Genomic DNA, 22,045 nt, shown 5'->3' on the forward strand with positions numbered 1-22,045 from the left:
CCCCGGCGCGCCCGGCACCGGTGCTCCCGGGCGGCGCCGCCGGGTGAGCTGCACCCTGGTCGTCACCGTCGCCTGCGCCGTGGCCGCCGCGCTGCTCGGCACGTACTTCCTCGGCGTCCTCCCCGGCCAGGAGGGCAAGTCCGGCAACGACGCCGGGAAGTCCCCCGGCCCGCACGTGACCGCGAGCGGGCAGTCCTCGACCGACCCCGACCCCACCTCCTCCGACGGCGGGGGGTCCACCGAAGGCGCCACCGGCGGCGCCGAGCCGACCCCGACGGCCACCGGCCGGTCGTCCGAGCCGCCCGGGAGCGGGGAGCCCGGCGCGGGCGCGGTCCCGGAGGCGTTCCTCGGCAAGTGGCAGGGGAACATCACCACCCAGAAGGGCCTCCCCGGCGGGCAGCTCACCGTCACGATCAAGCAGGGCGCCAAGGGCGCCTTCGTCGCCAGCGGCGGGACCAGCCTCGCGGGCACCACGTGCGAGGGCCGGTGGAAGCTGCGTACGGCGAGCGCCAAGCGGCTCACCGCCGAGAGCGTCGGCACCTCCGACTCCCCGCTGTGCGACAACACGGACTCGACCGACGTCTTCACCCTCGGGGACGACGGCTCGCTGCGGTTCGCCTCGCGGGCCGGGCCCTCCGGGAAGCCCACGGGGACGCTCCGGAAGATCGGCTAGGGGACTGGCGTACGCTGGACCGGTCGCTGATCGGTCACGTGTGGAGGGAGGCGCCGGTGTCCCAGCCAGCGTCGAACGCCGAGCTGCAGTCCGTACTCGACCGGGCGGCCGACGGAGGGCGGATCACCGCCGAGGAGGCCCTGGACCTCTACCGCTCCGCGCCGCTGCACGCGCTCGGCGTCGCCGCCGACACCGTGCGGCGCCGCCGCTACGCCGGTACGGAGCACATCGCGACGTACCTCATCGAGCGGAACATCAACTACACCAACGCCTGCGTGACGGCCTGCAAGTTCTGCGCCTTCTACGCCGCGCCCAAGAGCGACAAGGTGTGGGTGCGGGACCTGGAGGAGATCCTGCGCCGCTGCGCGGAGACCGTCGAGCTGGGCGGCACCCAGATCATGTTCCAGGGCGGCCACCACCCGGACTTCGGCGTCGAGTACTACGAGGAGCACTTCTCCGCGATCAAGAAGGCGTATCCGCAGCTCGTCATCCACTCGCTGGGCGCCAGCGAGGTGGAGCACATGTCGCGGATCTCGGGCGTGAGCGCCGAGGAGGCGATCCGCCGGATCCACAACGCCGGGCTGGACTCCTTCGCCGGAGCCGGGGCCGAGCTGCTCCCGGCCCGCGCCCGCAACGCCATCGCGCCGCTGAAGGAGAGCGGCGAGCGGTGGCTGGAGATCATGGAGATCGCGCACGGCCTCGGCGTCGAGTCCACCTCCACGATGCTGATGGGGACGGGCGAGACGAACGCCGAGCGGATCGAGCATCTGCGCATGATCCGCGACGTGCAGGACCGCACGGGCGGCTTCCGCGCCTTCATCCCGTACACCTACCAGCCCGAGAACAACCATCTGAAGGGCCGCACCCAGGCGACGCTCTTCGAGTATCTGCGCATGATCGCCATCGCGCGGCTCTTCCTCGACAACGTGGCGCACATCCAGGGCTCCTGGCTGACCACCGGCAAGGAGGCCGGCCAGCTCTCGCTGCACTACGGCGCGGACGACCTCGGCTCGGTGATGCTGGAGGAGAACGTCGTCTCCTCGGCGGGCGCCAGGCACCGCTCCAACCGGATGGAGCTGATCGAGCTGATCCGGGCCGCGGGCCGGGTCCCCGCGCAGCGCGCCACGACGTACGAGCACCTCGCCGTGCACGAGGACCCCGCCGAGGACCCGGTGGACGACCGCGTCGTCTCCCATCTGGCCTCCACCGCGATCGAGGGCGGCACGGCGCACCCGGAGCTGCGGCTGGTCGAGGCCCGCCGGTGACGCGCGCGAGCCTGGACAAGAAGCCGACCGACGTCGCCGCGATGTTCGACGCGGTGGCGGCGAAGTACGACGTGACCAACGACGTGCTGTCGCTCGGCCAGGCGCGGCTGTGGCGCCGCGCGGCGGCCCGCGCCGTGGACGCGCGCCCCGGCGAGCGGGTGCTGGACCTGGCGGCCGGCACCGGCACCTCGGCCCTCCCGTTCGCCGAGGCCGGCGCCTACACGGTGCCCTGCGACTTCTCGCTCGGCATGCTCGCCGAGGGCAAGCGGCGGCTGCCGTGGATGCCGTATGTGGCGGGCGACGCGACGCGGCTGCCGTTCGCGGACGGGGTCTTCGACGCCGTCACGATCTCCTTCGGGCTGCGGAACGTGAGCGATGTCGACGGGGCGCTGCGCGAGCTGCTGCGGGTGACCAGGCCGCGGGGCCGGGTGGTCGTCTGCGAGTTCAGCCACCCGACGTGGGCGCCGTTCCGCACGGTGTACGAGGAGTATCTGATGCGTGCCCTGCCGCCGGTGGCGCGGCGGGTGAGCAGCAGCCCGGACGCGTACGTCTACCTCGCCGAGTCCATCCAGGAGTGGCCCGCGCAGGCCGGGTTGGCCCGGCGGATGCAGGACGCCGGCTGGACCCGGGTGGCCTGGCGCAATCTGACGGGCGGCGTGGTCGCGCTGCACCGCGGCTTCAAGGGAGCCTAGCGGGCTCTCCGGCCGGTCCATGGTTGCCCTTTGCCGGGCGCGGACTCCCCGGGCGCCCCGCATAGACTGCTCCGGACACCACCAACGCACACAGCGACATGTACGCGGGAGTCCTCGTGGCCGACGAACAGCACAGCGCGGACGTCATCGTCGTCGGCGCGGGCCCTGCCGGGTCCACGACCGCCTACCACCTCGCCCGCAGCGGACTCGACGTACTGCTGCTGGAGAAGACCGCGTTCCCCCGCGAGAAGGTCTGCGGCGACGGGCTGACGCCGCGCGCCGTCAAGCAGCTCGTGGCCATGGGCATCGACGTCTCCGAGGAGGCGGGCTGGCTGCGCAACCAGGGGCTGCGGATCATCGGCGGCGGCCAGCGGCTCCAGCTGGACTGGCCCGAGCTGGCCAGCTACCCGGACTACGGACTGGTCCGCAAGCGCGACGACTTCGACGACCAGCTCGCCCGCCAGGCCGAGAAGGCGGGCGCGCGCCTGATCGAGCGCTGCAACGTCGGCGACCCCGTGCTCGACGAGCGCACCGGGCGGGTCACGGGCGTGGCGGCGAAGCTGGGCGAGGAGAAGCGGCCGGTCACCTTCCACGCGCCCGTCGTGGTCGCGGCGGACGGCAACTCCACGCGGCTGTCGCTGAAGATGGGCCTGCACCGGCGCGAGGACCGCCCGATGGGCGTCGCGGTGCGCACCTACTTCACCTCGCCCCGGCACGACGACGACTACCTGGAGTCCTGGCTGGAGCTGTGGGACCGGCGCGGCCCCCAGGACCGCCTGCTGCCCGGCTACGGCTGGATCTTCGGGATGGGCGACGGCACCAGCAACGTCGGGCTCGGCGTGCTGAACACCTCCGCGTCCTTCAAGGACCTGGACTGGCGCGAGATCCTCAAGGCGTGGTGCGCGTCGATGCCCCAGGAGTGGGGCTACACGCCGGAGAACATGACCGGCCCCATCCGCGGCGCCGCGCTCCCCATGGCGTTCAACCGGCAGCCGCACTACACCCGCGGCCTGCTGCTCGTCGGCGACGCGGGCGGCCTGGTGAACCCGTTCAACGGGGAGGGCATCGCGTACGCCATGGAGTCCGGCGCCATCGCAGCCGAGACCATCGTGCAGGCGCAGGCCCGCACGACCCCGGCGCAGCGGGAGCTGACCCTGCGCCACTACCCGAAGATCCTCAAGGACACCTACGGCGGCTACTACACGATGGGCCGCGGCTTCGTGAAGCTCATCGGCAACCCGAAGGTGATGAAGCTGGCGGCGGAGCGCGGCCTGTCCCACCCGCTGCTGATGCGGTTCACCCTGAAGATGCTGGCGAACCTGACGGACCCGACGGGCGGCGACGCGATGGACCGCATCATCAACGGCCTGGCGAAGGTCGCCCCGCGCTCCTAGGGCCCCCTCTTCCCGTACTACACGTACACATACGAAGGGCCCACCGCGACGCGCGCGGTGGGCCCTTCGGGAGTTCGGGAGGACGGGAGCGAGGCCACGGGCCCCACAAGCGGCCACAGGGCCTCTCAGCGGCCACAGAGGGCCACAGAGGGCCTCAGGGGCCTCAGAGGACGCGGACGGCGCCCGTCGGGCGGTCGTAGCTCATGTCCCGCTCCACGATGCCCGTGGAGGAGTTCTGGGCGCCGATGAACTTGCCGCCGCCGACGTAGACGGCGACGTGGTGCGCGCTGCCCTTGCCGCCCCAGTAGAGGATGTCGCCGGGCTGCAGATTGCTCAGCGAGACCTCGGTGCCGGTGCTGGACTGCGGCTGCGAGGTGCGCGGCAGGTTCACGCCGACCTGCTTGAACGCGGCCTGGGTCAGGCCCGAGCAGTCGAACGCGGAGGGGCCGGTGGCGCCCAGTACATAGGACTTGCCGACCTGGGCCCGCAGGAAGCTGATGACGGTCGAGACGTTGCCGCTGCCGGCCGTCCGGGTCGGCGCGGAGGCGGTGGACGTGGACTGGGCGGAGGCCGACTGCCCGGACGCCGACGCGGTCTTCACCGAGCCGCGGTCGTCCGAGCGCTCGGCGCGGGCCTTCTCGGCCCGCTCGGCGGCTGCGGCGCGGGCCGCCTTGCGCGCCGCCTCGGCCTTGCGCGCGGCCTCGGCCTTCGCCTGGGCTTCGGCCTTGGCCTTCGCCTTGGCCTCCGCTTCGGCCTTCGCCTTGTTCTCCTTCGCCTGCTCCCTGGCCTGGGAGACCGCGGAGCCCTGGGCCTGCTGCAGTTCGTACTGCATGGCCGACTGCTGGATCGAGTCGGCCGCCTGTGAGGCGGAGCTGGCCAGGTCGCCGGAGAGGGTCGGCATCTCGACGGTCTCGGCCGGGGACTTCTCGTCGGCCGCGAACGCCGGGGCGTTGGCCGCGGTGAGCGCGATGGTGCCCATGACGCCGCCCGTCACACCCGCACGCAGCGCCGTATTCATCTTGCTGTTGCGGGGCTTCCGGTGGCTGGGTATCTGAGCTGTCGGGGACATGGGGGCATGCCTAGCAGGAGCGCGAGGGTCGGCTCAACAATCGTGCGATGCGCCACAGTCGTCGCGTACACGCTCCGCCGGACCCTCCGGCGCCGGGTGAACGACGTGTTCCGCAGGTACAGGCAATGGCCCATCAGGGGCCTGTGTACTGGCACTTGTCCGCTTTGCCGGAATACGGTAACGGAGCTATCACGGCCGGCGGCGGGACGCAAAGACGGCCGCGGGGCCCGGGGGTGGCCAGTGGCGCAGCTCACATTCACGAATTCAACTCTCCCGGCAAATCGGACGTTGACTCCGAATCACCCGGATGAGCGGCGGGTCCCGACGGTGCCGGGGGGCGATGGTGAAGAGGTTCACGACCGGGCGCCGCGAGTGGTTGGCGCTTATCAGGAGAATCCGTCCAGCGCGAATTTGCCCCAGCAGGCACGTGCCTGGTACAGCAATCCGCCCTCAACGGCTCTGAGCACGCTGGAACGTTCACCCAAGGTGATCATTTCAGGGCTTTGCGTGTGAAGATCATCGTTCGTCGGACGGAATGATTCCCCGTCAGGTGGTGGAGATCACAAAGCGGTTGTGGACCCCCGTGTCGCAGATCACAGAGCCCCGGGCTTAAGATGCCTGCGAACAGGGCTTGTGAACTGCCTCACATAGGAGCGATCTTCGTGGGGGAGTACCGCGGGCCAGCGGTCTGCCGGCAGTCAGAGTCGACGCCTGGAAGGAGACGGGTGCGGTGAACGTCTACACACCAATCCTTGTACTGGGAGCCATCGCGGCGGCCTTCGCGATCTTCTCCGTCGTCCTCGCCTCCGTCGTCGGCCCCAAGCGCTACAACCGGGCCAAGCTCGACGCGTACGAGTGCGGGATCGAGCCCACGCCGCAGCCCGAGGGAGGCGGCCGCTTCCCGGTGAAGTACTACCTGACGGCGATGCTCTTCATCATCTTCGACATCGAAATCGTCTTCCTCTACCCGTGGGCCGTCCACTTCGACTCACTGGGGATGTTCGGCCTCGTCGAAATGCTGGTCTTCGTCGCCCTCATCGGTATCGCGTACGCCTACGACTGGCGGCGCGGCGGCCTGGAATGGGACTAGGGGCAGGGGTTAAGCAATGGGACTGGAAGAGAAGCTGCCGAGCGGTTTTCTGCTCACCACCGTCGAGAAGGTGGCCGGGATGGCGCGCAAGTCGTCCATCTTCCCGGCGACCTTCGGGCTCGCCTGCTGCGCCATCGAGATGATGACGACCGGCGCCGGGCGCTACGACCTCGCGCGCTTCGGCATGGAGGTCTTCCGCGGCTCCCCGCGCCAGGCCGACCTCATGATCGTCGCGGGCCGGGTCAGCCAGAAGATGGCGCCGGTGCTGCGGCAGGTCTACGACCAGATGCCCAACCCGAAGTGGGTGATCTCCATGGGTGTCTGCGCGTCGTCGGGCGGGATGTTCAACAACTACGCGATCGTGCAGGGCGTCGATCACGTCGTGCCGGTCGACATCTATCTCCCCGGCTGTCCGCCGCGCCCCGAGATGCTGCAGGACGCCATTCTCAAGCTGCACGAGCAGATCCGGACCTCCAAGCTCGGCGTCAACCAGCAGGAGGCGGCCCGCGAGGCGGAGGAAGCGGCGAAGAAAGCCCTCCCCACGATCGAGATGCCCCTCTCGTCCGAAAAGAAAGGGCTCCCCCGGTGAGTGACGAGCATCTGAACGGAGACGCGAACGGCGCGCCCCCCGCGCCGCGCGGGGGGCGCGGCGAGGTCATCGGCGTCCGGCACGGCATGTTCGGCGCCAGCAACGGCGGCGACACCTCCGGCTACGGCGGCCTCGTCCGCACCGTCCGGCTGCCCGGCGCCAGCGAGCGCCCGTACGGCGGGCCGCGCGGCGAAGCGGCCTGGTTCGACGAGGTCGCCGACGAACTGGAGGGCGCGCTGGAGGAGCAGGGGCTGCTCCCCGAGAACGCCATCGAGAGGACCGTCGTGGACCGCGACGAGCTCACCTTCCACATCGCCCGCGAACACCTGCCGCGGGTGGCCCGCACCCTGCGCGACGACCCGGCCCTCCGCTTCGAGCTGTGCACCGGCGTCAGCGGCGTCCACTACCTCCAGGACGCGGGCCGCGAGCTGCACGCCGTCTACCACCTGCGCTCGATCACCCACAACCGGCTGATCCGGCTGGAGGTCACCGCGCCCGACGACGACCCGCGCATCCCCTCGATCGTCGACGTCTACCCGACCAACGACTGGCACGAGCGCGAGGCGTACGACTTCTTCGGCCTGGTCTTCGACGGGCACCCGGCGCTGGCGCGGATCATGATGCCGGACGACTGGCAGGGCTTCCCGCAGCGCAAGGACTACCCCCTCGGCGGCATCCCCGTCGAGTACAAGGGCGCCCAGATTCCGGCTCCGGACCAGCGGAGGTCGTACAGCTGATGACATCTCCTACCCACGCACCCGCAGGCGTACGGGAGACCACCGAAGGCACCGTCTACGACGTCACCGGCGGCGACTGGGACCAGATCGCCGCCGACATCGCCCAGAGCGACGACGAGCGGATCATCGTCAACATGGGGCCGCAGCACCCGTCCACGCACGGCGTGCTCCGGCTGATCCTGGAGATCGACGGCGAGACGGTCACCGAGGCCCGCTGCGGCATCGGGTATCTGCACACCGGCATCGAGAAGAACCTCGAATTCCGGACCTGGACCCAGGGCACCACGTTCGTCACGCGCATGGACTACGTGATGCCCTTCTTCAACGAGGCGGCGTACTGCCTGGCCGTCGAGAAGCTGCTCGGCATCGAGGACGACATCCCGGACCGCGCCACCCTCATCCGGGTGCTGCTGATGGAGCTGAACCGGATCTCCTCGCACATGGTCTTCACGGCCACCGGCGGCATGGAACTCGGCGCCACCACGGTGGCGATCTTCGGCTTCCGGGACCGCGAGATGGTCCTGGACCTCTTCGAACTGATCACCGGGCTGCGGATGAACCACGCGTACATCCGCCCCGGCGGCCTCTCCCAGGACCTGCCCCCGGGCGCGGTGGACGCGCTGCGCGAGTTCATCAAGAAGATGCGCAAGAACCTGGCCGAGTACCAGAAGCTCTGCGTCGGCAACCCCGTCTTCAAGGCCCGGCTCAAGGACATCGGCTACCTCGACCTCGCGGGCTGTATGGCCCTCGGCGCCACCGGCCCCATCCTGCGCTCCGCCGGGCTCCCGCACGACCTGCGCAAGACCCAGCCGTACTGCGGCTACGACACCTTCGACTTCGAGGTCCCCACCACCGACACCTGCGACTCCTTCGGCCGGTTCCTGCTGCGGCTGGAGGAGATGCACCAGTCGCTGCGGATCGTCGAGCAGTGCGTGGACCGGCTGGAGCCGGGGCCCGTGATGGTCGCCGACAAGAAGATCGCCTGGCCCGCGCAGCTCGCGCTCGGCCCGGACGGGCTCGGCAACTCCCTGGACCACATCAAGAAGATCATGGGCACCTCGATGGAGGCCCTGATCCACCACTTCAAGCTGGTGACCGAGGGCTTCCGGGTGCCGCCGGGGCAGACGTACGCCGCGGTCGAGTCGCCCAAGGGCGAACTGGGCGTGCACGCCGTCAGCGACGGCGGCACCCGCCCCTACCGGGTGCACTTCCGCGACCCCTCCTTCACCAATCTCCAGTCCATGGCGGCGATGTGCGAGGGCGGCCAGGTCGCGGACGTCATCGTCGCCGTCGCGTCCATCGACCCCGTGATGGGAGGCGTCGACCGGTGACAGACGTCGGTACCAACGGCGAGGCCGCCGAGACCCGCGTCGAGGTGGGCATCCCGAGGATGCCCGCGCCCGACTACCCCGCGGACGTCCGCGAGCGGCTGGAGGCGGACGCGCGGGAGATCATCGGCCGCTACCCGGACAGCCGCAGCGCGCTGCTGCCGCTGCTGCACCTGGTGCAGTCCGAGGAGGGGCACGTCACCCGCACCGGGCAGCGGTTCTGCGCCGAGATGCTGGACCTGACCACCGCCGAGGTGAACGCGGTCGCCACCTTCTACACCATGTACCGCCGCAAGCCCTCCGGCGACTACCAGGTCGGGGTCTGCACCAACACCCTGTGCGCGGTCATGGGCGGCGACGCCATCCACGACTCCCTCAAGGAGCACCTGGGCGTCGCGGACGGCGAGACCACCGGGGACGGCAAGGTCACCCTGGAGCACATCGAGTGCAACGCGGCCTGCGACTTCGCGCCCGTGGTGATGGTCAACTGGGAGTTCTTCGACAACCAGACCCCCGAGTCGGCCCGGCAGCTCGTGGACGACCTGCGCGCCGGACGCGAGGTGTCCCCGACCCGCGGCGCGCCGCTGTGCACCTTCAAGGAGACCGCGCGCATCCTCGCGGGCTTCCCCGACGAGCGGCGTGAGGCCGTGCACGCCTCGGGCCCCGCCGGGCCCGCCTCGCTGGAGGGGCTGCGGCTGGCCCGGGGAGAGACCGGGCCCCCGCGGGTGGTCGCACCCCGCGGGGAGACCGAGGAGCCAGGGGAGGGCGCATGATGACCACCGACTCGCCGGAGAAGCTGCTGGCCCCCGTGCTCTCCGCGCACTGGGACGAGGCCGACGCCTACACCCTGGCCGGCTACCGGCGGCACGAGGGCTACCAGGGGCTGCGCAAGGCGCTCGCGATGGACCCCGACGACGTCATCGCGTACGTCAAGGACGCGGGGCTGCGCGGGCGCGGCGGGGCCGGCTTCCCCACCGGGATGAAGTGGCAGTTCATCCCGCAGGGGGACGAGCTGCCGCACTACCTCGTCGTCAACGCCGACGAATCCGAGCCCGGCACCTGCAAGGACATCCCGCTCCTCTTCGCCAATCCGCACTCCCTCATCGAGGGCATCGTCATCGCCTGCCACGCGATCCGCTCCGGCCACGCCTTCATCTATCTGCGCGGCGAGGTCGTGCCCGTGCTGCGCCGGCTGCACGAGGCCGTCCGCGAGGCGTACGAGGCGGGCTACCTCGGCAAGGACGCGCTCGGCCCCGGCAAGGACCTCGAACTGACGGTGCACGCGGGCGCGGGCGCCTACATCTGCGGGGAGGAGACGGCGCTGCTCGACTCGCTCGAAGGGCGCCGCGGCCAGCCCCGGCTGCGCCCTCCCTTCCCTGCCGTCGCGGGCCTGTACGCCTGCCCCACCGTGGTGAACAACGTCGAGTCCATCGCCTCGGTTCCCGCCCTGATGAACAAGGGCAAGGAGTGGTTCCGCACGATGGGCAGCGAGAAGTCCCCGGGCTTCACGCTCTACTCGCTCAGCGGCCATGTCGCACGCCCCGGCCAGTACGAGGCGCCGCTCGGCGTCACCCTGCGCCAGCTGCTCGACATGAGCGGCGGTATGCGCCCCGGGCGCCGGCTGAAGTTCTGGACCCCCGGCGGGTCCTCCACCCCCATGCTCACCGACGAGCACCTGGACGTCCCGCTCGACTACGAGGGCGTCGGCGGCGCGGGCTCCATGCTGGGCACCAAGGCGCTGCAGTGCTTCGACGAGACGACGTGCGTGGTGCGCGCCGTCACACGCTGGACCGAGTTCTACGCGCACGAGTCCTGCGGCAAGTGCACACCGTGCCGCGAGGGGACGTACTGGCTGGTGCAGCTGCTGCACGACATCGAGAAGGGCGCCGCGGGGCCCTCCGACCTCGACAAGCTGGCGGACATCGCCGACAACATCAACGGCAAGTCCTTCTGCGCCCTCGGCGACGGCGCCGCTGCCCCCATCTTCTCCTCGCTGCAGTACTTCCGCGAGGAGTACGAGCGGCATCTCGCCGGCCGCGGCTGCCCCTTTGACCCGGCGGCCGCCACGGCGTGGGCGGCGCGCCCCGCGGGGTCCTCCCGGGGGGTGACAGCGTGACGCCGCCCGCCCGCTGCCCGCGACAGGCCGGGAACCGGCTGCCCCTGCGGGGCGCCATCTCGAACACGTCCCCACCGGAGGTGCATGAATGACGGTCACCACACCTGCCTCCCCCTCCGGGGGAGGGGAGGCTGCGGTCCCGCCAGAGGATCTGGTGTCCCTCACCATCGACGGCGCGGAGATCTCGGTCCCCAAGGGAACCCTCGTCATCCGCGCCGCGGAACTGCTCGGGATCGAGATCCCCCGGTTCTGCGACCACCCGCTGCTCGACCCGGCCGGGGCGTGCCGCCAGTGCATCGTCGAGGTCGAGGGGCAGCGCAAGCCCATGGCCTCCTGCACCATCCAGTGCACCGACGGCATGGTGGTGCGCACCCAGCTCACCTCCGACGTCGCGGAGAAGGCGCAGCGCGGGGTGATGGAGCTGCTGCTCATCAACCACCCGCTGGACTGCCCGGTCTGCGACAAGGGCGGCGAGTGCCCGCTGCAGAACCAGGCGATGTCCGCAGGGCAGGCCGACTCCCGGTTCGAGGGGCGCAAGCGGACGTTCGCCAAGCCGGTGCCGATCTCGCCGCAGGTGCTGCTGGACCGCGAGCGCTGCGTGCTGTGCGCGCGCTGCACCCGCTTCTCCCAGCAGATCGCGGGCGACCCGATGATCGAGCTGCTGGAGCGCGGCGCGCTGCAGCAGGTCGGCACCGGCGAGGACGAGCCGTTCGAGTCGTACTTCTCCGGGAACACCATCCAGATCTGCCCGGTGGGCGCGCTCACCTCCGCCGCCTACCGGTTCCGCTCCCGCCCCTTCGACCTGGTCTCCTCGCCGTCCGTGTGCGAGCACTGCTCCGGCGGCTGCGCCACCCGCACCGACCACCGGCGCGGCAAGGTCATGCGCCGCCTCGCGGCCGACGACCCCGAGGTCAACGAGGAGTGGATCTGCGACAAGGGACGCTTCGCCTTCCGCTACGCACAGCGCCCTGACCGGCTGGAGACCCCGCTGGTCCGCGGTGCGGACGGCGAGCTGGCCCCGGCCGGCTGGCCGGAGGCGCTGGAGGCGGCGGCCCGTGGCCTGGCCGCCGCCTCCGGCCGCACCGGGGTGCTGCCGGGCGGGCGGCTCACCATCGAGGACGCGTACGCGTACGGCAAGTTCGCGCGGGTCGCGCTGCGCACCAACGACGTCGACTTCCGCGCCCGCGCGCACTCCGAGGAGGAGGCCCGGTTCCTCGCCGCGCAGGTGGCGGGCCACGGGCGGGACCTGGACGGGGCCGGGCTGACCTACACCGCGCTGGAGGCGGCGCCGGCCGTGCTGCTGGTGGGCCTGGAGGCCGAGGAGGAGGCGCCCGGCGTCTTCCTCAGGCTGCGCAAGGCGTGGCGCAAGCGGGGCCAGCGCACCTACGCGCTCGCCACGCACGCCACCCGCGGTCTGACCAAGGCGGGCGGCACGCTGCTGCCCGCCGCGCCCGGCACCGAGACGGAGTGGCTGGACGCGCTCGCGGGCGGGGTCGGGCTGGAGGGCGCGGGCACCGGGGCCGCCGAGGCGCTGCGCGCCGAGGGCGCCGTCATCGCCGTCGGCGAGCGGCTCGCCGCCGTTCCCGGCGCGCTCACCGCCGCCGTACGGGCCGCGGCCGCGACCGGCGCCCGGCTGGTGTGGATCCCGCGCCGGGCCGGCGAGCGCGGCGCCGTCGAGGCGGGCGCGATCCCGTCGCTGCTGCCCGGCGCGCGCCCCGCCACCGACCCGCACGCCCGCGACGAGGTCGCCCGCGTCTGGGGCGTGGCCGAACTCCCCGCGGCGTACGGGCGCGACACCGGGCAGATCCTGCAGGCGGCCGTCGACGGCGAGCTGGACGCGCTCCTCGTCGGCGGCGTCGGCCCCGAGGACCTGCCGGACCCGGCGCTGGCGCTGGCGGCGCTGGACGCCGTCGGCTTCCTGGTCAGCCTGGAGCTGCGGCCGAGCGCCGTCACCGAGCGCGCCGACGTGGTGCTCCCGGTGGCCGCGGTCGCCGAGAAGGCGGGCACCTTCCTCAACTGGGAGGGCCGCGCCCGCCCGTTCGAGGCCGCGCTCCGCTCTGACCTGATGGTGCGCCGCCACCTCCAGCCCGACGCGCGGGTGCTGACGATGCTGGCGGACGCGATGGCCCGCGCCGAAGGCGCTATGAGCACCTGTCATCTGGGCCTGCCGGATGTGCGCACCGCCCGTGCCGAGCTGGACCGGCTCGGCAGCTGGGGCGGGCCCCGGCCCGCCGGCCCGCAGGGGCCGTCCCGTCCGGTGCCGCAGCCCGGCGCCGGGGAGGCGGTGCTCGCCGGCCACCGGCTGCTGCTCGACCAGGGCCGGATGCAGGAGGGCGACGAGGCGCTGGCCGGCACCCGGCACGCCGCGCTCGCCCGGCTGTCGGCGGCGACGGCGGCCGAGACGGGCGTGGGGGACGGGGATCCGCTGGCCGTCTCCGGGCCCGCCGGCACCGTACGGCTTCCGGTGGCGGTCACCGAGATGCCCGACCGGGTGGTCTGGCTCCCGCTGAACTCCACGCCGGGCGGCGTGGCCGCGGGCACCGGTGCGCGGCCGGGCGAGCTCGTCCGTATCGCACCGGGGACCCAGGGAGCCCAGGGGAACCAGGGGAACGAGGAGGTGGGCGCGTGAGTGCGCCGACGGAGCGGATCGGCCCGCTCGCCGCCGAGGATCTGTCGATGTTCGGGCAGGACCCGTTCTGGCTGATCCTGCTCAAGTCGGTCTTCATCTTCGCGTTCCTGATGGTGACCGTGCTGCTGTCGATCGTCTTCGAGCGGAAGATCCTCGGCTGGATGCAGCTGCGCGTCGGCCCCAACCGGCACGGCCCCTGGGGCATGCTCCAGTCGCTCTTCGACGGCATCAAGCTGATGCTGAAGGAAGACATCATCGTCAAGGGCTCGGACAAGGCGCTCTATCTGCTGGCGCCGATCCTGGGCGCCATCCCGGCGTTCATGGCGTTCGCCATCATCCCGTTCGGACCCGAGGGCAACGAGATCTCCATCTTCGGCGAGCGCACCCCGATGCAGCTCACCGATCTGCCGGTGGGCATCCTGTTCGTACTCGCCACCTCCTCCATCGCCGCCTACGGCGTGGTGCTCGGCGGCTGGTCGTCCGGCTCGACCTACCCGCTGCTCGGCGGCGTCCGCGCCACCGCGCAGATCATCAGCTACGAGATCGCGATGGGCCTCAGCTTCGCCGCGGTCTTCCTCTACTCCGGCTCCATGTCCACCACCTCGATCGTGGGCGAGCAGGCGGACGGCTGGTTCCTCTATCTGCTGCCGGTCTCCTTCCTGATCTACCTGGTGTCCATGGTCGGCGAGGCGCACCGGGCGCCGTTCGACATGCCGGAGTCGGAGGGCGACCTGGTCGCGGGCTTCCAGACCGAGTACAGCTCGATCAAGTTCGCGCTGTTCATGCTCGCCGAGTACGTCCACCTGGTCACCGTCTCGGCCATCGCCGTCACCCTCTTCCTGGGCGGCTGGCGGGCCCCGGCCCCGATCTCCACCTGGTGGGAGGGCGCCAACCACGGCTGGTGGCCGATGGTGTGGTTCGTCGCCAAGCTGGCGCTGCTGATCTTCCTCTTCATCTGGCTGCGCGCCACCCTGCCGCGCGTCCGCTACGACCAGTTCATGATCCTGGGCTGGAAGGTGCTCATCCCGGTCGCGCTGGTGTGGCTGATGCTCGTCGCCACGGTCCGCGCGATGCGGAACGAGGGCTACGACTACAGCGAGGTCGTCTTCTGGGTCGCCGGTACGGCGCTCGTCCTGCTGCTGCTCACCTTCGTGGTCGACTTCCTGCGCGGCGCCGGCAAGGAGGAGGCCGAGCCCGAAGTGCCACCGCACGAGAAGCCGTTCGACGCGACGGAGGGCGGCTTCCCCGTACCGCCGCTTCCGGGGCAGACCCTGCCACCCGTGCCACGGCGCCCCGCGCGCGGCGACCGAGACCGCGAGCGGGTCCCGGCGGGGGCGCCCGAGGAGCCCACTCAGGAAAGGGGGCAGGACGATGCCTGAAAATCCTCTGGCCGGCTTCGGCGTGACCTTCACGGACATGTTCAAGAAGCGGCTGACCGAGCAGTATCCGGAGTACAAGAAGCCGACAGCGCCCCGTTTCCACGGCCGCCACCAGCTCAACCGGCATCCGGACGGGCTGGAGAAGTGCGTGGGCTGCGAGCTGTGCGCCTGGGCGTGCCCGGCCGACGCGATCTACGTCGAGGGCGCCGACAACACCGACGAGGAGCGCTACTCGCCGGGCGAGCGCTACGGCAGCGTCTACCAGATCAACTATCTGCGCTGCATCCTGTGCGGCCTGTGCGTCGAGGCGTGCCCGACCCGGGCGCTGACCATGACCAACGAGTACGAACTGGCCGACGCCACCCGCGAGTCGCTCATCTACACCAAGGAGGAGCTGCTCGCGGGCCTGGAGGAGGGCATGGTCGAATCGCCGCACGCCATCTACCCCGGTATGACGGAGCAGGACTACTACCGGGGCCTGGTGACGGAGGCCGCGCCGGGTACGGAGCGGCAGCCGGCCCGGGGCCAGGGGGAGCAGGCCCCGGCCGAAGGGGGGCACACCGCGTGAACGCCCTCGCCGTGTCCACCTCCACCTCCACCGGGGAGGCGGCGCAGTTCTGGGTGCTGGGCACCGTCGCCGTACTGGGCGGGCTGGGCACCGTCCTGATGCGGCGCGCCGTGCACGCGGCGCTCTGCCTCGCCGGAACCATGGTCATCCTGGCGCTGTTCTACCTCGCGAACGGCGCGTACTTCCTCGGCATCGTGCAGATCGTCGTCTACACCGGCGCCGTGATGATGCTGTTCCTCTTCGTGCTGATGCTGGTCGGCGTCAGCCACGCGGACTCGCTCAAGGAGACCCTGAAGGGCCAGCGCTGGCTGACGGCCGGCTGCGGGCTCGGGCTCGGCATCCTGCTGGTCGCCGGGATCGGGCAGGCGTCCATCGGCCACTTCAACGGTCTGGACTCCGCCAACGAGGGCGGCAACGTCCCGGCGCTGGCCTCGCTCCTGTTCACCCGGTACGTCGTCGCCTTCGAGGTCGTCGGGGCGCTGCTGACGGTCGCCGCCGTCGGCGCCACCATGCTCACGCACCGCGAGCGCATCGAGAAGACCAAGACCCAGCGGGAGCAGGCCATCGAGCGGGTCCGCACGGGTACCCAGCTCACCCCGCTGCCCGCGCCCGGCGTGTACGCCCGGCACAACGCCAACGACCGCCCCGCGCTGCTGCCCGACGGCACGCCGCTGCACAGCAGCGTCAGCGAGACGCTCCGCTCGCGCGGCCAGGTCCGCGAGGTCAGCGCCGACCAGCTCGCCGCGGTGGCCGCGCTGGAGCAGCGCACCGCCGAGGACCACGGCCAGCGCGGCGTTTCCCCGGGGGAGTCCTCCCGGGCCTTGGGCCGGGAGGACTCCGCGGACGACGGAGCGACATCGGGAGGCGAAGCCGAGTGAATCCCGTCAACTACGTCTATCTGGCCGCTCTGCTGTTCACCATCGGCGCCGCCGGGGTGCTGCTGCGGCGGAACGCCATCGTGGTGTTCATGTGCATCGAGCTGATGCTCAACGCGGCCAATCTGACGCTGGTCGCCTTCTCCCGGATGCACGGCAACCTCGACGGCCAGATCATGGCGTTCTTCGTCATGGTCGTCGCCGCCGCCGAGGTCGTGGTCGGGCTGGCGATCATCGTGATGCTGTACCGCTCCCGTCACTCGGCCTCGGTCGACGACGCCAGCCTGATGAAGCTGTAAGGGGTCTCACCAGTGGAGTCATTGATCGGACTGCTCGTCGGCGCCCCGCTGCTGGGCGCGGCCGTGCTGCTGTGCGGCGGGCGGCGCCTGGACCGCGCGGGGCACTGGCTGGCGTCTGTGCTGGCCGGCGCGTCCTTCGTGCTCGGTGCCGTGCTGTTCTTCGACATGCTCGGCAAGGACGGCGAGCACCGCGCCCTGCACTCGCACCTGTACTCCTGGGTTCCCGTCGAGGGGTTCCAGGCGGATGTGGCCTTCCAGCTCGACCAGCTGTCGATGACGTTCGTCCTGCTGATCACCGGCGTCGGTACGCTCATCCACATCTACTCGATCGGGTATATGGAGCACGACGAGCGGCGCCGCCGCTTCTTCGGCTTCCTGAACCTCTTCCTCGCGGCGATGCTGCTGCTCGTCCTCGCCGACAACTTCCTGCTGCTGTACGTCGGCTGGGAGGGCGTCGGACTCGCCTCGTACCTGCTGATCGGGTTCTGGCAGCACAAGCCGAGCGCCGCCGCGGCGGCGAAGAAGGCGTTCCTGGTCAACCGGGTGGGCGACGCGGGGCTCGCCATCGCGATCTTCCTGATGTTCACCACGTTCGGCACCTTCGCCTTCGCGCCGGTGCTCTCCTCCGCCACCGACGCGAGCGAGGGCAAGCTGACGGCGATCGGGCTGATGCTGCTGCTCGCCGCCTGCGGCAAGTCGGCGCAGGTGCCCCTGCAGTCCTGGCTCGGGGACGCGATGGAGGGCCCGACCCCGGTCTCGGCGCTGATCCACGCCGCGACGATGGTGACGGCCGGCGTCTACCTCATCACCCGCTCCGGCGCGATCTTCAACGCGGCGCCGGACGCGCAGACGGCCGTGGTGGTCGTCGGCGCGGTCACGCTGATCTTCGGTGCGATCGTCGGTTGTGCCAAGGACGACATCAAGAAGGCCCTCGCGGGCTCCACCATGTCGCAGATCGGCTATATGATCCTGGCCGCCGGGCTCGGCCCGATCGGCTACGCGTTCGCCATCATGCACCTGGTCACCCACGGCTTCTTCAAGGCCGGGCTGTTCCTCGGCGCGGGCTCGGTGATGCACGGCATGAACGACGAGGTCGACATGCGCAAGTACGGCGGCCTGCGGAAGTACATGCCGGTCACCTTCGTCACATTCGGGCTCGGCTATCTGGCGATCATCGGCTTCCCCGGCCTGTCCGGCTTCTTCTCCAAGGACCAGATCATCGAGGCCGCGTTCGCCAAGGGCGGCACCCAGGGCTGGATCCTGGGCACGGTCGCCCTGATCGGCGCGGCGATCACGGCGTACTACATGACGCGGGTGATGGTGCTGACCTTCTTCGGCGAGAAGCGCTGGGAGCCGGACGAGAACGGCAACGAGCCGCACCCGCACGAGTCCCCGTCCGTGATGACCATCCCCATGATCGTGCTGGCCTTCGGATCCGTCTTCGCGGGCGGCCTGTTCAAGGCCGGGGACTCCTTCGTGCACTGGCTGGAGCCGGTCACCCAGCACTCCCACGGCGACTCGCCGGTCTCGGCCGCGACCGTCACCACGGGCACCGTCGTCGCGCTGCTCCTCGGTGTGGGCGCGGCCTGGCTGCAGTACGGACGGCGCCCGGTGCCCCGTACGGCGCCGCGCGGCTCGCTGCTCACCCGCGCCGCGCGCCGCGATCTGCTCCAGGACGACGTCAACCACGCCGCGTTCGTCACCGGCGGCAGCTACCTCACCCGCAGCCTGGTCTACGTCGATCACAAGCTGGTGGACGGCCTGGTCAACGGCACAGCGGCGACGTTCGGCGGGCTGTCCGGGCGGCTGCGCCGGCTGCAGAACGGCTTCGCCCGCTCGTACGCGGTCTCGATGTTCGGCGGCGCGGCGGTGCTGATCGCCGCCACCCTGCTGATGAGGGCGGTCTGATCTGAAATGTCCTTTCCCCTGCTGACGACCACCGCCGTGGTCCCCGCCCTCGGCGCCATCGCCACGGCGGCCGTACCGGCGGCGCGGCGCACGGCCGCCAAGTGGCTGGCGTTCCTCTTCTCGCTCGCCACGCTCGGCCTCGCCGCCGCGGTGCTGATCCGCTTCGACCCGGACGGCGCCCGCTACCAGCTCACCGAGTCCCACGCCTGGATCGCGGACTTCGGGGTCCGCTACGAACTCGGCGCGGACGGCATCGGCGCGGTGATGATCGCGCTGACGGCGCTGCTGATCCCGTTCATCATCGGCGCCGGCTGGAACGACGCCGACCCGGCCCCCGGAGAGGAAGAGGAGACCGAGAACAAGCGCTGGCGCCCCACCCAGGGCTTCTTCGCGCTGATCCTCGCCGTCGAGGCGATGGTGATCATCTCGTTCGCCGCCACCGACGTCTTCGTCTTCTACATCTTCTTCGAGGCCATGCTCATCCCGATGTACTTCCTCATCGGGGGCTTCGGGGACCGCGCCCACGCGGCCGGGGAGGCCGAGGGCGCCAAGCAGCGCAGCTACGCGGCCGTGAAGTTCCTGCTCTACAACCTGGTGGGCGGCCTCATCATGCTGGCCGCGGTGATCGGCCTGTTCGCCGTCACCTCGGACCAGCTGGGCGAGGGCACCTTCTCGCTCCAGGAGATCGCCCGAGCCCGCGCCAGCGGCGAGCTGGACATCGCCACCAGCACCGAGCGGCTGCTGTTCCTCGGCTTCTTCTTCGCCTTCGCCGTCAAGGCGCCGCTGTGGCCGCTGCACACCTGGCTGCCCAACGCCATGGGCGAGTCCACGGCGCCGGTCGCCGTACTCATCACGGCGGTCGTCGACAAGGTCGGCACCTTCGCGATGCTGCGCTTCTGCCTGGGCCTGTTCCCCGGCGCCAGCGACTGGGCCACCCCGGTTGTCATCGCGCTCGCGCTGGTCAGCATCGTCTACGGCGCGCTGCTCGCCGTCGGGCAGCGCGACATCAAGCGGCTGATCGCCTACGCGTCCATCTCGCACTTCGGCTTCATCGTCCTCGGCGTCTTCGCGATGACCAGCCAGGGCCAGGGCGGCGCCACGCTCTACATGGTCTTCCACGGCATCTCGACCGCCGCGCTGATGCTGGTGGCCGGGTTCCTCATCTCGCGGCGCGGCTCGCGGCTCATCGCGGACTACGGCGGGGTGCAGAAGGTCGCCCCGGTGCTCGCCGGAACCTTCCTGGTCGGCGGGCTCGCCACCCTCTCGCTGCCCGGACTGGCGCCGTTCATCAGCGAGTTCCTGGTGCTGGTCGGCACCTACAGCCGCTATCCGGCCGCCGGGATCGTCGCCACCGCCGGCATCGTCCTCGCCGCGCTGTACGTCCTGCTGCTCTACCAGCGGACCATGACGGGCCCGGTCAAGGACGAGCAGGTGCGGCGGCTGCCCGATCTGCGGGTGCGGGAACTGGCCGTCGTCGCGCCGCTGATCGCGCTGCTGGTGTTCCTCGGCGTCTTCCCCAAGCCGCTCACCGAGATGGTCGACCCGGCGGTGGAGCACACCCTCTCGGACGTCCAGAAGAAGGACCCGAAGCCGCAGCACCCCACCGCTGAACAGGGGTGGTTCGACTACAAGCCCGCGGCCCCCGCGGAGCACGGCGGAGGTGAACACGAATGACCGTCCCCAGCGCAGCGTGGACCCTGGCGGCGGGCGACGAGCTGAAGGCGCCCGACATCGAGTACAGCCAGCTGCTGCCCACGCTGATCGTGCTCGGCGCGGCGGCCGTGGGCATCGTGGTGGAGGCGTTCCTGCCGCGCAGATCGCGGTACGTCACCCAGGTGGTGCTCTCGCTGGTCGCGCTCGCCGCGGCGTTCGCCGCCGTCATCGGCCTGGCCGCGGGCGGCTCCGCCACCAGCGACGCGCAGATCGCCGGGATGGGCGCCATCGCCGTGGACGGACCCGCGCTCTTCCTGCAGGGCACCATCCTGCTGGTGGCGCTGGTGTCCGTGTTCGTCTTCGCCGAGCGGCGGCTGGAGCCCGTCGCGCACGGCGCCCCTGTGGACTCCTTCGCCGCGCAGCCCGCTTCGGTGCCCGGCGGGGAGGGGGAGCAGCAGGCCACCAAGGCCGGGTGGACCACCACCGAGGTCTTCCCGCTGCTGCTGTTCGCCGTCGGCGGCATGATGATCTTCCCGGCGGCCAACGACCTGCTGACCCTCTTCATCGCGCTGGAGGTCTTCTCCCTCCCGCTGTACATGCTGTGCGCGCTGGCCCGCAGACGGCGGCTGCTCTCGCAGGAGGCGGCGGTCAAGTACTTCCTGCTGGGCGCCTTCTCCTCGGCGTTCCTCCTCTTCGGCACGGCGCTGCTGTACGGGTACGCGGGCACCGTCAACTACTCCGGCATCGCCCGCGTCATCTCCAGCGCCGACACCACCACCGACCCCGTGCTCGCGGACACCATGGGCAACGACGCGCTGCTGCTCATCGGCGGCGCGATGGTCATCATGGGGCTGCTGTTCAAGGTCGGCGCCGTCCCCTTCCACATGTGGACCCCCGACGTCTACCAGGGCGCCCCGACGCCGGTGACCGGCTTCATGGCGGCGGCCACCAAGGTCGCGGCCTTCGGCGCGCTGCTGCGGCTGCTGTACGTCGTCCTGCCGGGCCTGCGCTGGGACTGGCGGCCGGTGATGTGGGGCGTCGCCATCCTCACCATGCTGGCGGGCGCGATCGTCGCCATCACCCAGACCGACATCAAGCGGCTGCTGGCGTACTCCTCCATCGCCCACGCGGGCTTCCTGCTGGCCGGCGTCATCGCCACCTCCGAGGACGGCGTCTCCTCGGTGCTCTTCTATCTGGGCGCCTACTCGTTCGTGACCCTGGGCGCCTTCGCGGTGGTCACCCTGGTGCGGGACGCGGGCGGCGAGGCCACGCACCTGTCCAAGTGGGCCGGGCTGGGGCGGCGCTCGCCGCTGCTGGCCGCGGTGTTCGCGGTCTTCCTGCTGGCCTTCGCCGGGATCCCGCTCACCTCCGGCTTCGCGGGGAAGTTCGCGGTGTTCAAGGCGGCGGCGGAGGGCGGCGCGGGCGCGCTGGTGGTGGTCGGTGTGATCGCCTCCGCCATCGCGGCGTTCTTCTATCTGCGGGTGATCGTGCTGATGTTCTTCAGCGAGCCGCAGCCGGACGGGCCCAGCGTGGCGGTGCCGAGCGCGATGACGACGTCGGCGATCGCGATCGGGGTGGCCGTCACCCTGGTGCTGGGGGTCGCCCCCCAGTACTTCCTGGACCTGGCCGGCCACGCGGGGGTCTTCGTCCGGTAGCCCGGATCAGGGACGGCACGCGCCCCGCAGGGGCGCGGGGAACTGCGCGCCCGGCCGGAGCGCGCGTGCGGCCTGCGACGGACAACAAGGGGCGGCCCCTGTTCAGCCACGGCTGAGCAGGGGCCG

Annotated in this window: 18 protein-coding genes and 1 pseudogene; 18 read left to right on the forward strand and 1 reads right to left on the reverse strand. The window is 71.1% G+C overall.

Features of this window, described 5'->3' with window-relative positions; translation table 11 throughout:
* The 4 genes and pseudogenes from G5C65_RS02040 to G5C65_RS02055 all read left to right on the forward strand — a co-directional run.
* Window positions 1-673, forward strand: a pseudogene (locus tag G5C65_RS02040) (hypothetical protein); the annotation flags it as partial.
* Between the two features lie 56 nt (window positions 674-729).
* Window positions 730-1,938, forward strand: coding sequence for a cyclic dehypoxanthinyl futalosine synthase (gene mqnC / locus G5C65_RS02045; protein ID WP_165296827.1), 1,209 nt, complete (start codon window positions 730-732; stop codon window positions 1,936-1,938).
* Window positions 1,935-2,630, forward strand: a complete 696-nt coding sequence (locus G5C65_RS02050; protein ID WP_165296828.1) for a demethylmenaquinone methyltransferase — start codon at window positions 1,935-1,937, stop codon at window positions 2,628-2,630. The genes mqnC and G5C65_RS02050 overlap by 4 nt, the downstream gene beginning before the upstream one ends.
* Window positions 2,631-2,728: 98 nt before the next feature.
* Entirely contained in the window at window positions 2,729-4,024 is a 1,296-nt protein-coding gene (locus G5C65_RS02055) for a geranylgeranyl reductase family protein (protein ID WP_165296829.1), read from the forward strand.
* Window positions 4,025-4,187: 163 nt separating this feature from the next.
* On the opposite strand, the gene G5C65_RS02060 is transcribed toward G5C65_RS02055, so the two are convergent.
* Window positions 4,188-5,093 carry a C40 family peptidase gene (locus tag G5C65_RS02060; protein ID WP_165296830.1) on the reverse strand — a complete coding sequence of 302 codons (906 nt, stop codon included), beginning with the start codon at window positions 5,091-5,093 and terminating at the stop codon, window positions 4,188-4,190.
* Window positions 5,094-5,823: 730 nt separating this feature from the next.
* Here G5C65_RS02060 and G5C65_RS02065 point away from each other — a divergent pair.
* The 14 genes from G5C65_RS02065 to nuoN all read left to right on the forward strand — a co-directional run bounded on the left by G5C65_RS02065 (window position 5,824) and on the right by nuoN (window position 21,919).
* Window positions 5,824-6,183, forward strand: a complete 360-nt coding sequence (locus tag G5C65_RS02065; RefSeq protein ID WP_165296831.1) for an NADH-quinone oxidoreductase subunit A — start codon at window positions 5,824-5,826, stop codon at window positions 6,181-6,183.
* Window positions 6,184-6,199: 16 nt separating this feature from the next.
* A complete protein-coding gene (locus G5C65_RS02070; protein ID WP_165296832.1) occupies window positions 6,200-6,772 on the forward strand; it encodes a NuoB/complex I 20 kDa subunit family protein in 573 nt (190 codons plus the stop codon).
* A complete protein-coding gene (locus G5C65_RS02075; protein ID WP_165296833.1) occupies window positions 6,769-7,509 on the forward strand; it encodes an NADH-quinone oxidoreductase subunit C in 741 nt (246 codons plus the stop codon). The genes G5C65_RS02070 and G5C65_RS02075 overlap by 4 nt, the downstream gene beginning before the upstream one ends.
* Window positions 7,509-8,840 (forward strand): NADH-quinone oxidoreductase subunit D, encoded by a 1,332-nt coding sequence (locus G5C65_RS02080; protein ID WP_165296834.1) that lies wholly within the window; start codon window positions 7,509-7,511, stop codon window positions 8,838-8,840. The genes G5C65_RS02075 and G5C65_RS02080 overlap by 1 nt, the downstream gene beginning before the upstream one ends.
* Window positions 8,841-8,899: 59 nt before the next feature.
* On the forward strand, window positions 8,900-9,610 hold the full coding sequence (gene nuoE / locus G5C65_RS02085; RefSeq protein ID WP_165296854.1) for an NADH-quinone oxidoreductase subunit NuoE: 711 nt from the start codon (window positions 8,900-8,902) through the stop codon (window positions 9,608-9,610).
* A complete protein-coding gene (nuoF, locus tag G5C65_RS02090; RefSeq protein ID WP_165296855.1) occupies window positions 9,610-10,953 on the forward strand; it encodes an NADH-quinone oxidoreductase subunit NuoF in 1,344 nt (447 codons plus the stop codon). Before nuoE ends, nuoF begins: the two co-directional genes overlap by 1 nt.
* A gap of 88 nt (window positions 10,954-11,041) precedes the next feature.
* Entirely contained in the window at window positions 11,042-13,582 is a 2,541-nt protein-coding gene (locus G5C65_RS02095) for an NADH-quinone oxidoreductase subunit G (protein ID WP_165296835.1), read from the forward strand.
* A 47-nt stretch (window positions 13,583-13,629) separates the two neighbouring features.
* Entirely contained in the window at window positions 13,630-14,961 is a 1,332-nt protein-coding gene (nuoH, locus tag G5C65_RS02100) for an NADH-quinone oxidoreductase subunit NuoH (RefSeq protein ID WP_165296856.1), read from the forward strand.
* Window positions 14,954-15,529: an NADH-quinone oxidoreductase subunit NuoI gene (nuoI, locus tag G5C65_RS02105; RefSeq protein ID WP_165296836.1), complete on the forward strand. Its 576-nt coding sequence runs from the start codon at window positions 14,954-14,956 to the stop codon at window positions 15,527-15,529. Before nuoH ends, nuoI begins: the two co-directional genes overlap by 8 nt.
* On the forward strand, window positions 15,526-16,407 hold the full coding sequence (locus G5C65_RS02110; protein ID WP_165296837.1) for an NADH-quinone oxidoreductase subunit J: 882 nt from the start codon (window positions 15,526-15,528) through the stop codon (window positions 16,405-16,407). Before nuoI ends, G5C65_RS02110 begins: the two co-directional genes overlap by 4 nt.
* Complete coding sequence (gene nuoK, locus G5C65_RS02115; RefSeq protein ID WP_165296838.1) at window positions 16,404-16,703, forward strand: NADH-quinone oxidoreductase subunit NuoK; 300 nt, start codon at window positions 16,404-16,406, stop codon at window positions 16,701-16,703. Before G5C65_RS02110 ends, nuoK begins: the two co-directional genes overlap by 4 nt.
* A 12-nt stretch (window positions 16,704-16,715) precedes the next feature.
* The gene (nuoL, locus tag G5C65_RS02120; RefSeq protein WP_165296839.1) at window positions 16,716-18,611 is read left to right on the forward strand and encodes an NADH-quinone oxidoreductase subunit L; all 1,896 of its coding nucleotides are present in this window, start codon (window positions 16,716-16,718) and stop codon (window positions 18,609-18,611) included.
* A 6-nt stretch (window positions 18,612-18,617) separates the two neighbouring features.
* Window positions 18,618-20,285, forward strand: coding sequence for an NADH-quinone oxidoreductase subunit M (locus G5C65_RS02125; RefSeq protein WP_165296840.1), 1,668 nt, complete (start codon window positions 18,618-18,620; stop codon window positions 20,283-20,285).
* The gene (gene nuoN / locus G5C65_RS02130; protein ID WP_165296841.1) at window positions 20,282-21,919 is read left to right on the forward strand and encodes an NADH-quinone oxidoreductase subunit NuoN; all 1,638 of its coding nucleotides are present in this window, start codon (window positions 20,282-20,284) and stop codon (window positions 21,917-21,919) included. Before G5C65_RS02125 ends, nuoN begins: the two co-directional genes overlap by 4 nt.
* The last annotated feature ends 126 nt before the right edge of the window (window positions 21,920-22,045 follow it).

Origin of the sequence: Streptomyces boncukensis, from assembly GCF_011045075.1 — a bacterium.
GTDB lineage: Bacteria > Actinomycetota > Actinomycetes > Streptomycetales > Streptomycetaceae > Streptomyces > Streptomyces boncukensis.

Excerpts from the sequence above, each read along its gene's own strand:
- nuoE (WP_165296854.1), top strand. The coding sequence starts at position 8,900 with ATGCCCGCGCCCGACTACCCCGCGGACGTCCGCGAGCGGCTGGAGGCG.
- G5C65_RS02055 (WP_165296829.1), top strand. The coding sequence starts at position 2,729 with ATGTACGCGGGAGTCCTCGTGGCCGACGAACAGCACAGCGCGGACGTC.
- G5C65_RS02060 (WP_165296830.1), bottom strand. The coding sequence starts at position 5,093 with ATGTCCCCGACAGCTCAGATACCCAGCCACCGGAAGCCCCGCAACAGC.
- nuoN (WP_165296841.1), top strand. The coding sequence starts at position 20,282 with ATGACCGTCCCCAGCGCAGCGTGGACCCTGGCGGCGGGCGACGAGCTG.
- G5C65_RS02125 (WP_165296840.1), top strand. The coding sequence starts at position 18,618 with ATGTCCTTTCCCCTGCTGACGACCACCGCCGTGGTCCCCGCCCTCGGC.
- G5C65_RS02095 (WP_165296835.1), top strand. The coding sequence starts at position 11,042 with ATGACGGTCACCACACCTGCCTCCCCCTCCGGGGGAGGGGAGGCTGCG.
- nuoF (WP_165296855.1), top strand. The coding sequence starts at position 9,610 with ATGACCACCGACTCGCCGGAGAAGCTGCTGGCCCCCGTGCTCTCCGCG.
- G5C65_RS02070 (WP_165296832.1), top strand. The coding sequence starts at position 6,200 with ATGGGACTGGAAGAGAAGCTGCCGAGCGGTTTTCTGCTCACCACCGTC.
- nuoI (WP_165296836.1), top strand. The coding sequence starts at position 14,954 with ATGCCTGAAAATCCTCTGGCCGGCTTCGGCGTGACCTTCACGGACATG.
- nuoH (WP_165296856.1), top strand. The coding sequence starts at position 13,630 with ATGTTCGGGCAGGACCCGTTCTGGCTGATCCTGCTCAAGTCGGTCTTC.
- G5C65_RS02080 (WP_165296834.1), top strand. The coding sequence starts at position 7,509 with ATGACATCTCCTACCCACGCACCCGCAGGCGTACGGGAGACCACCGAA.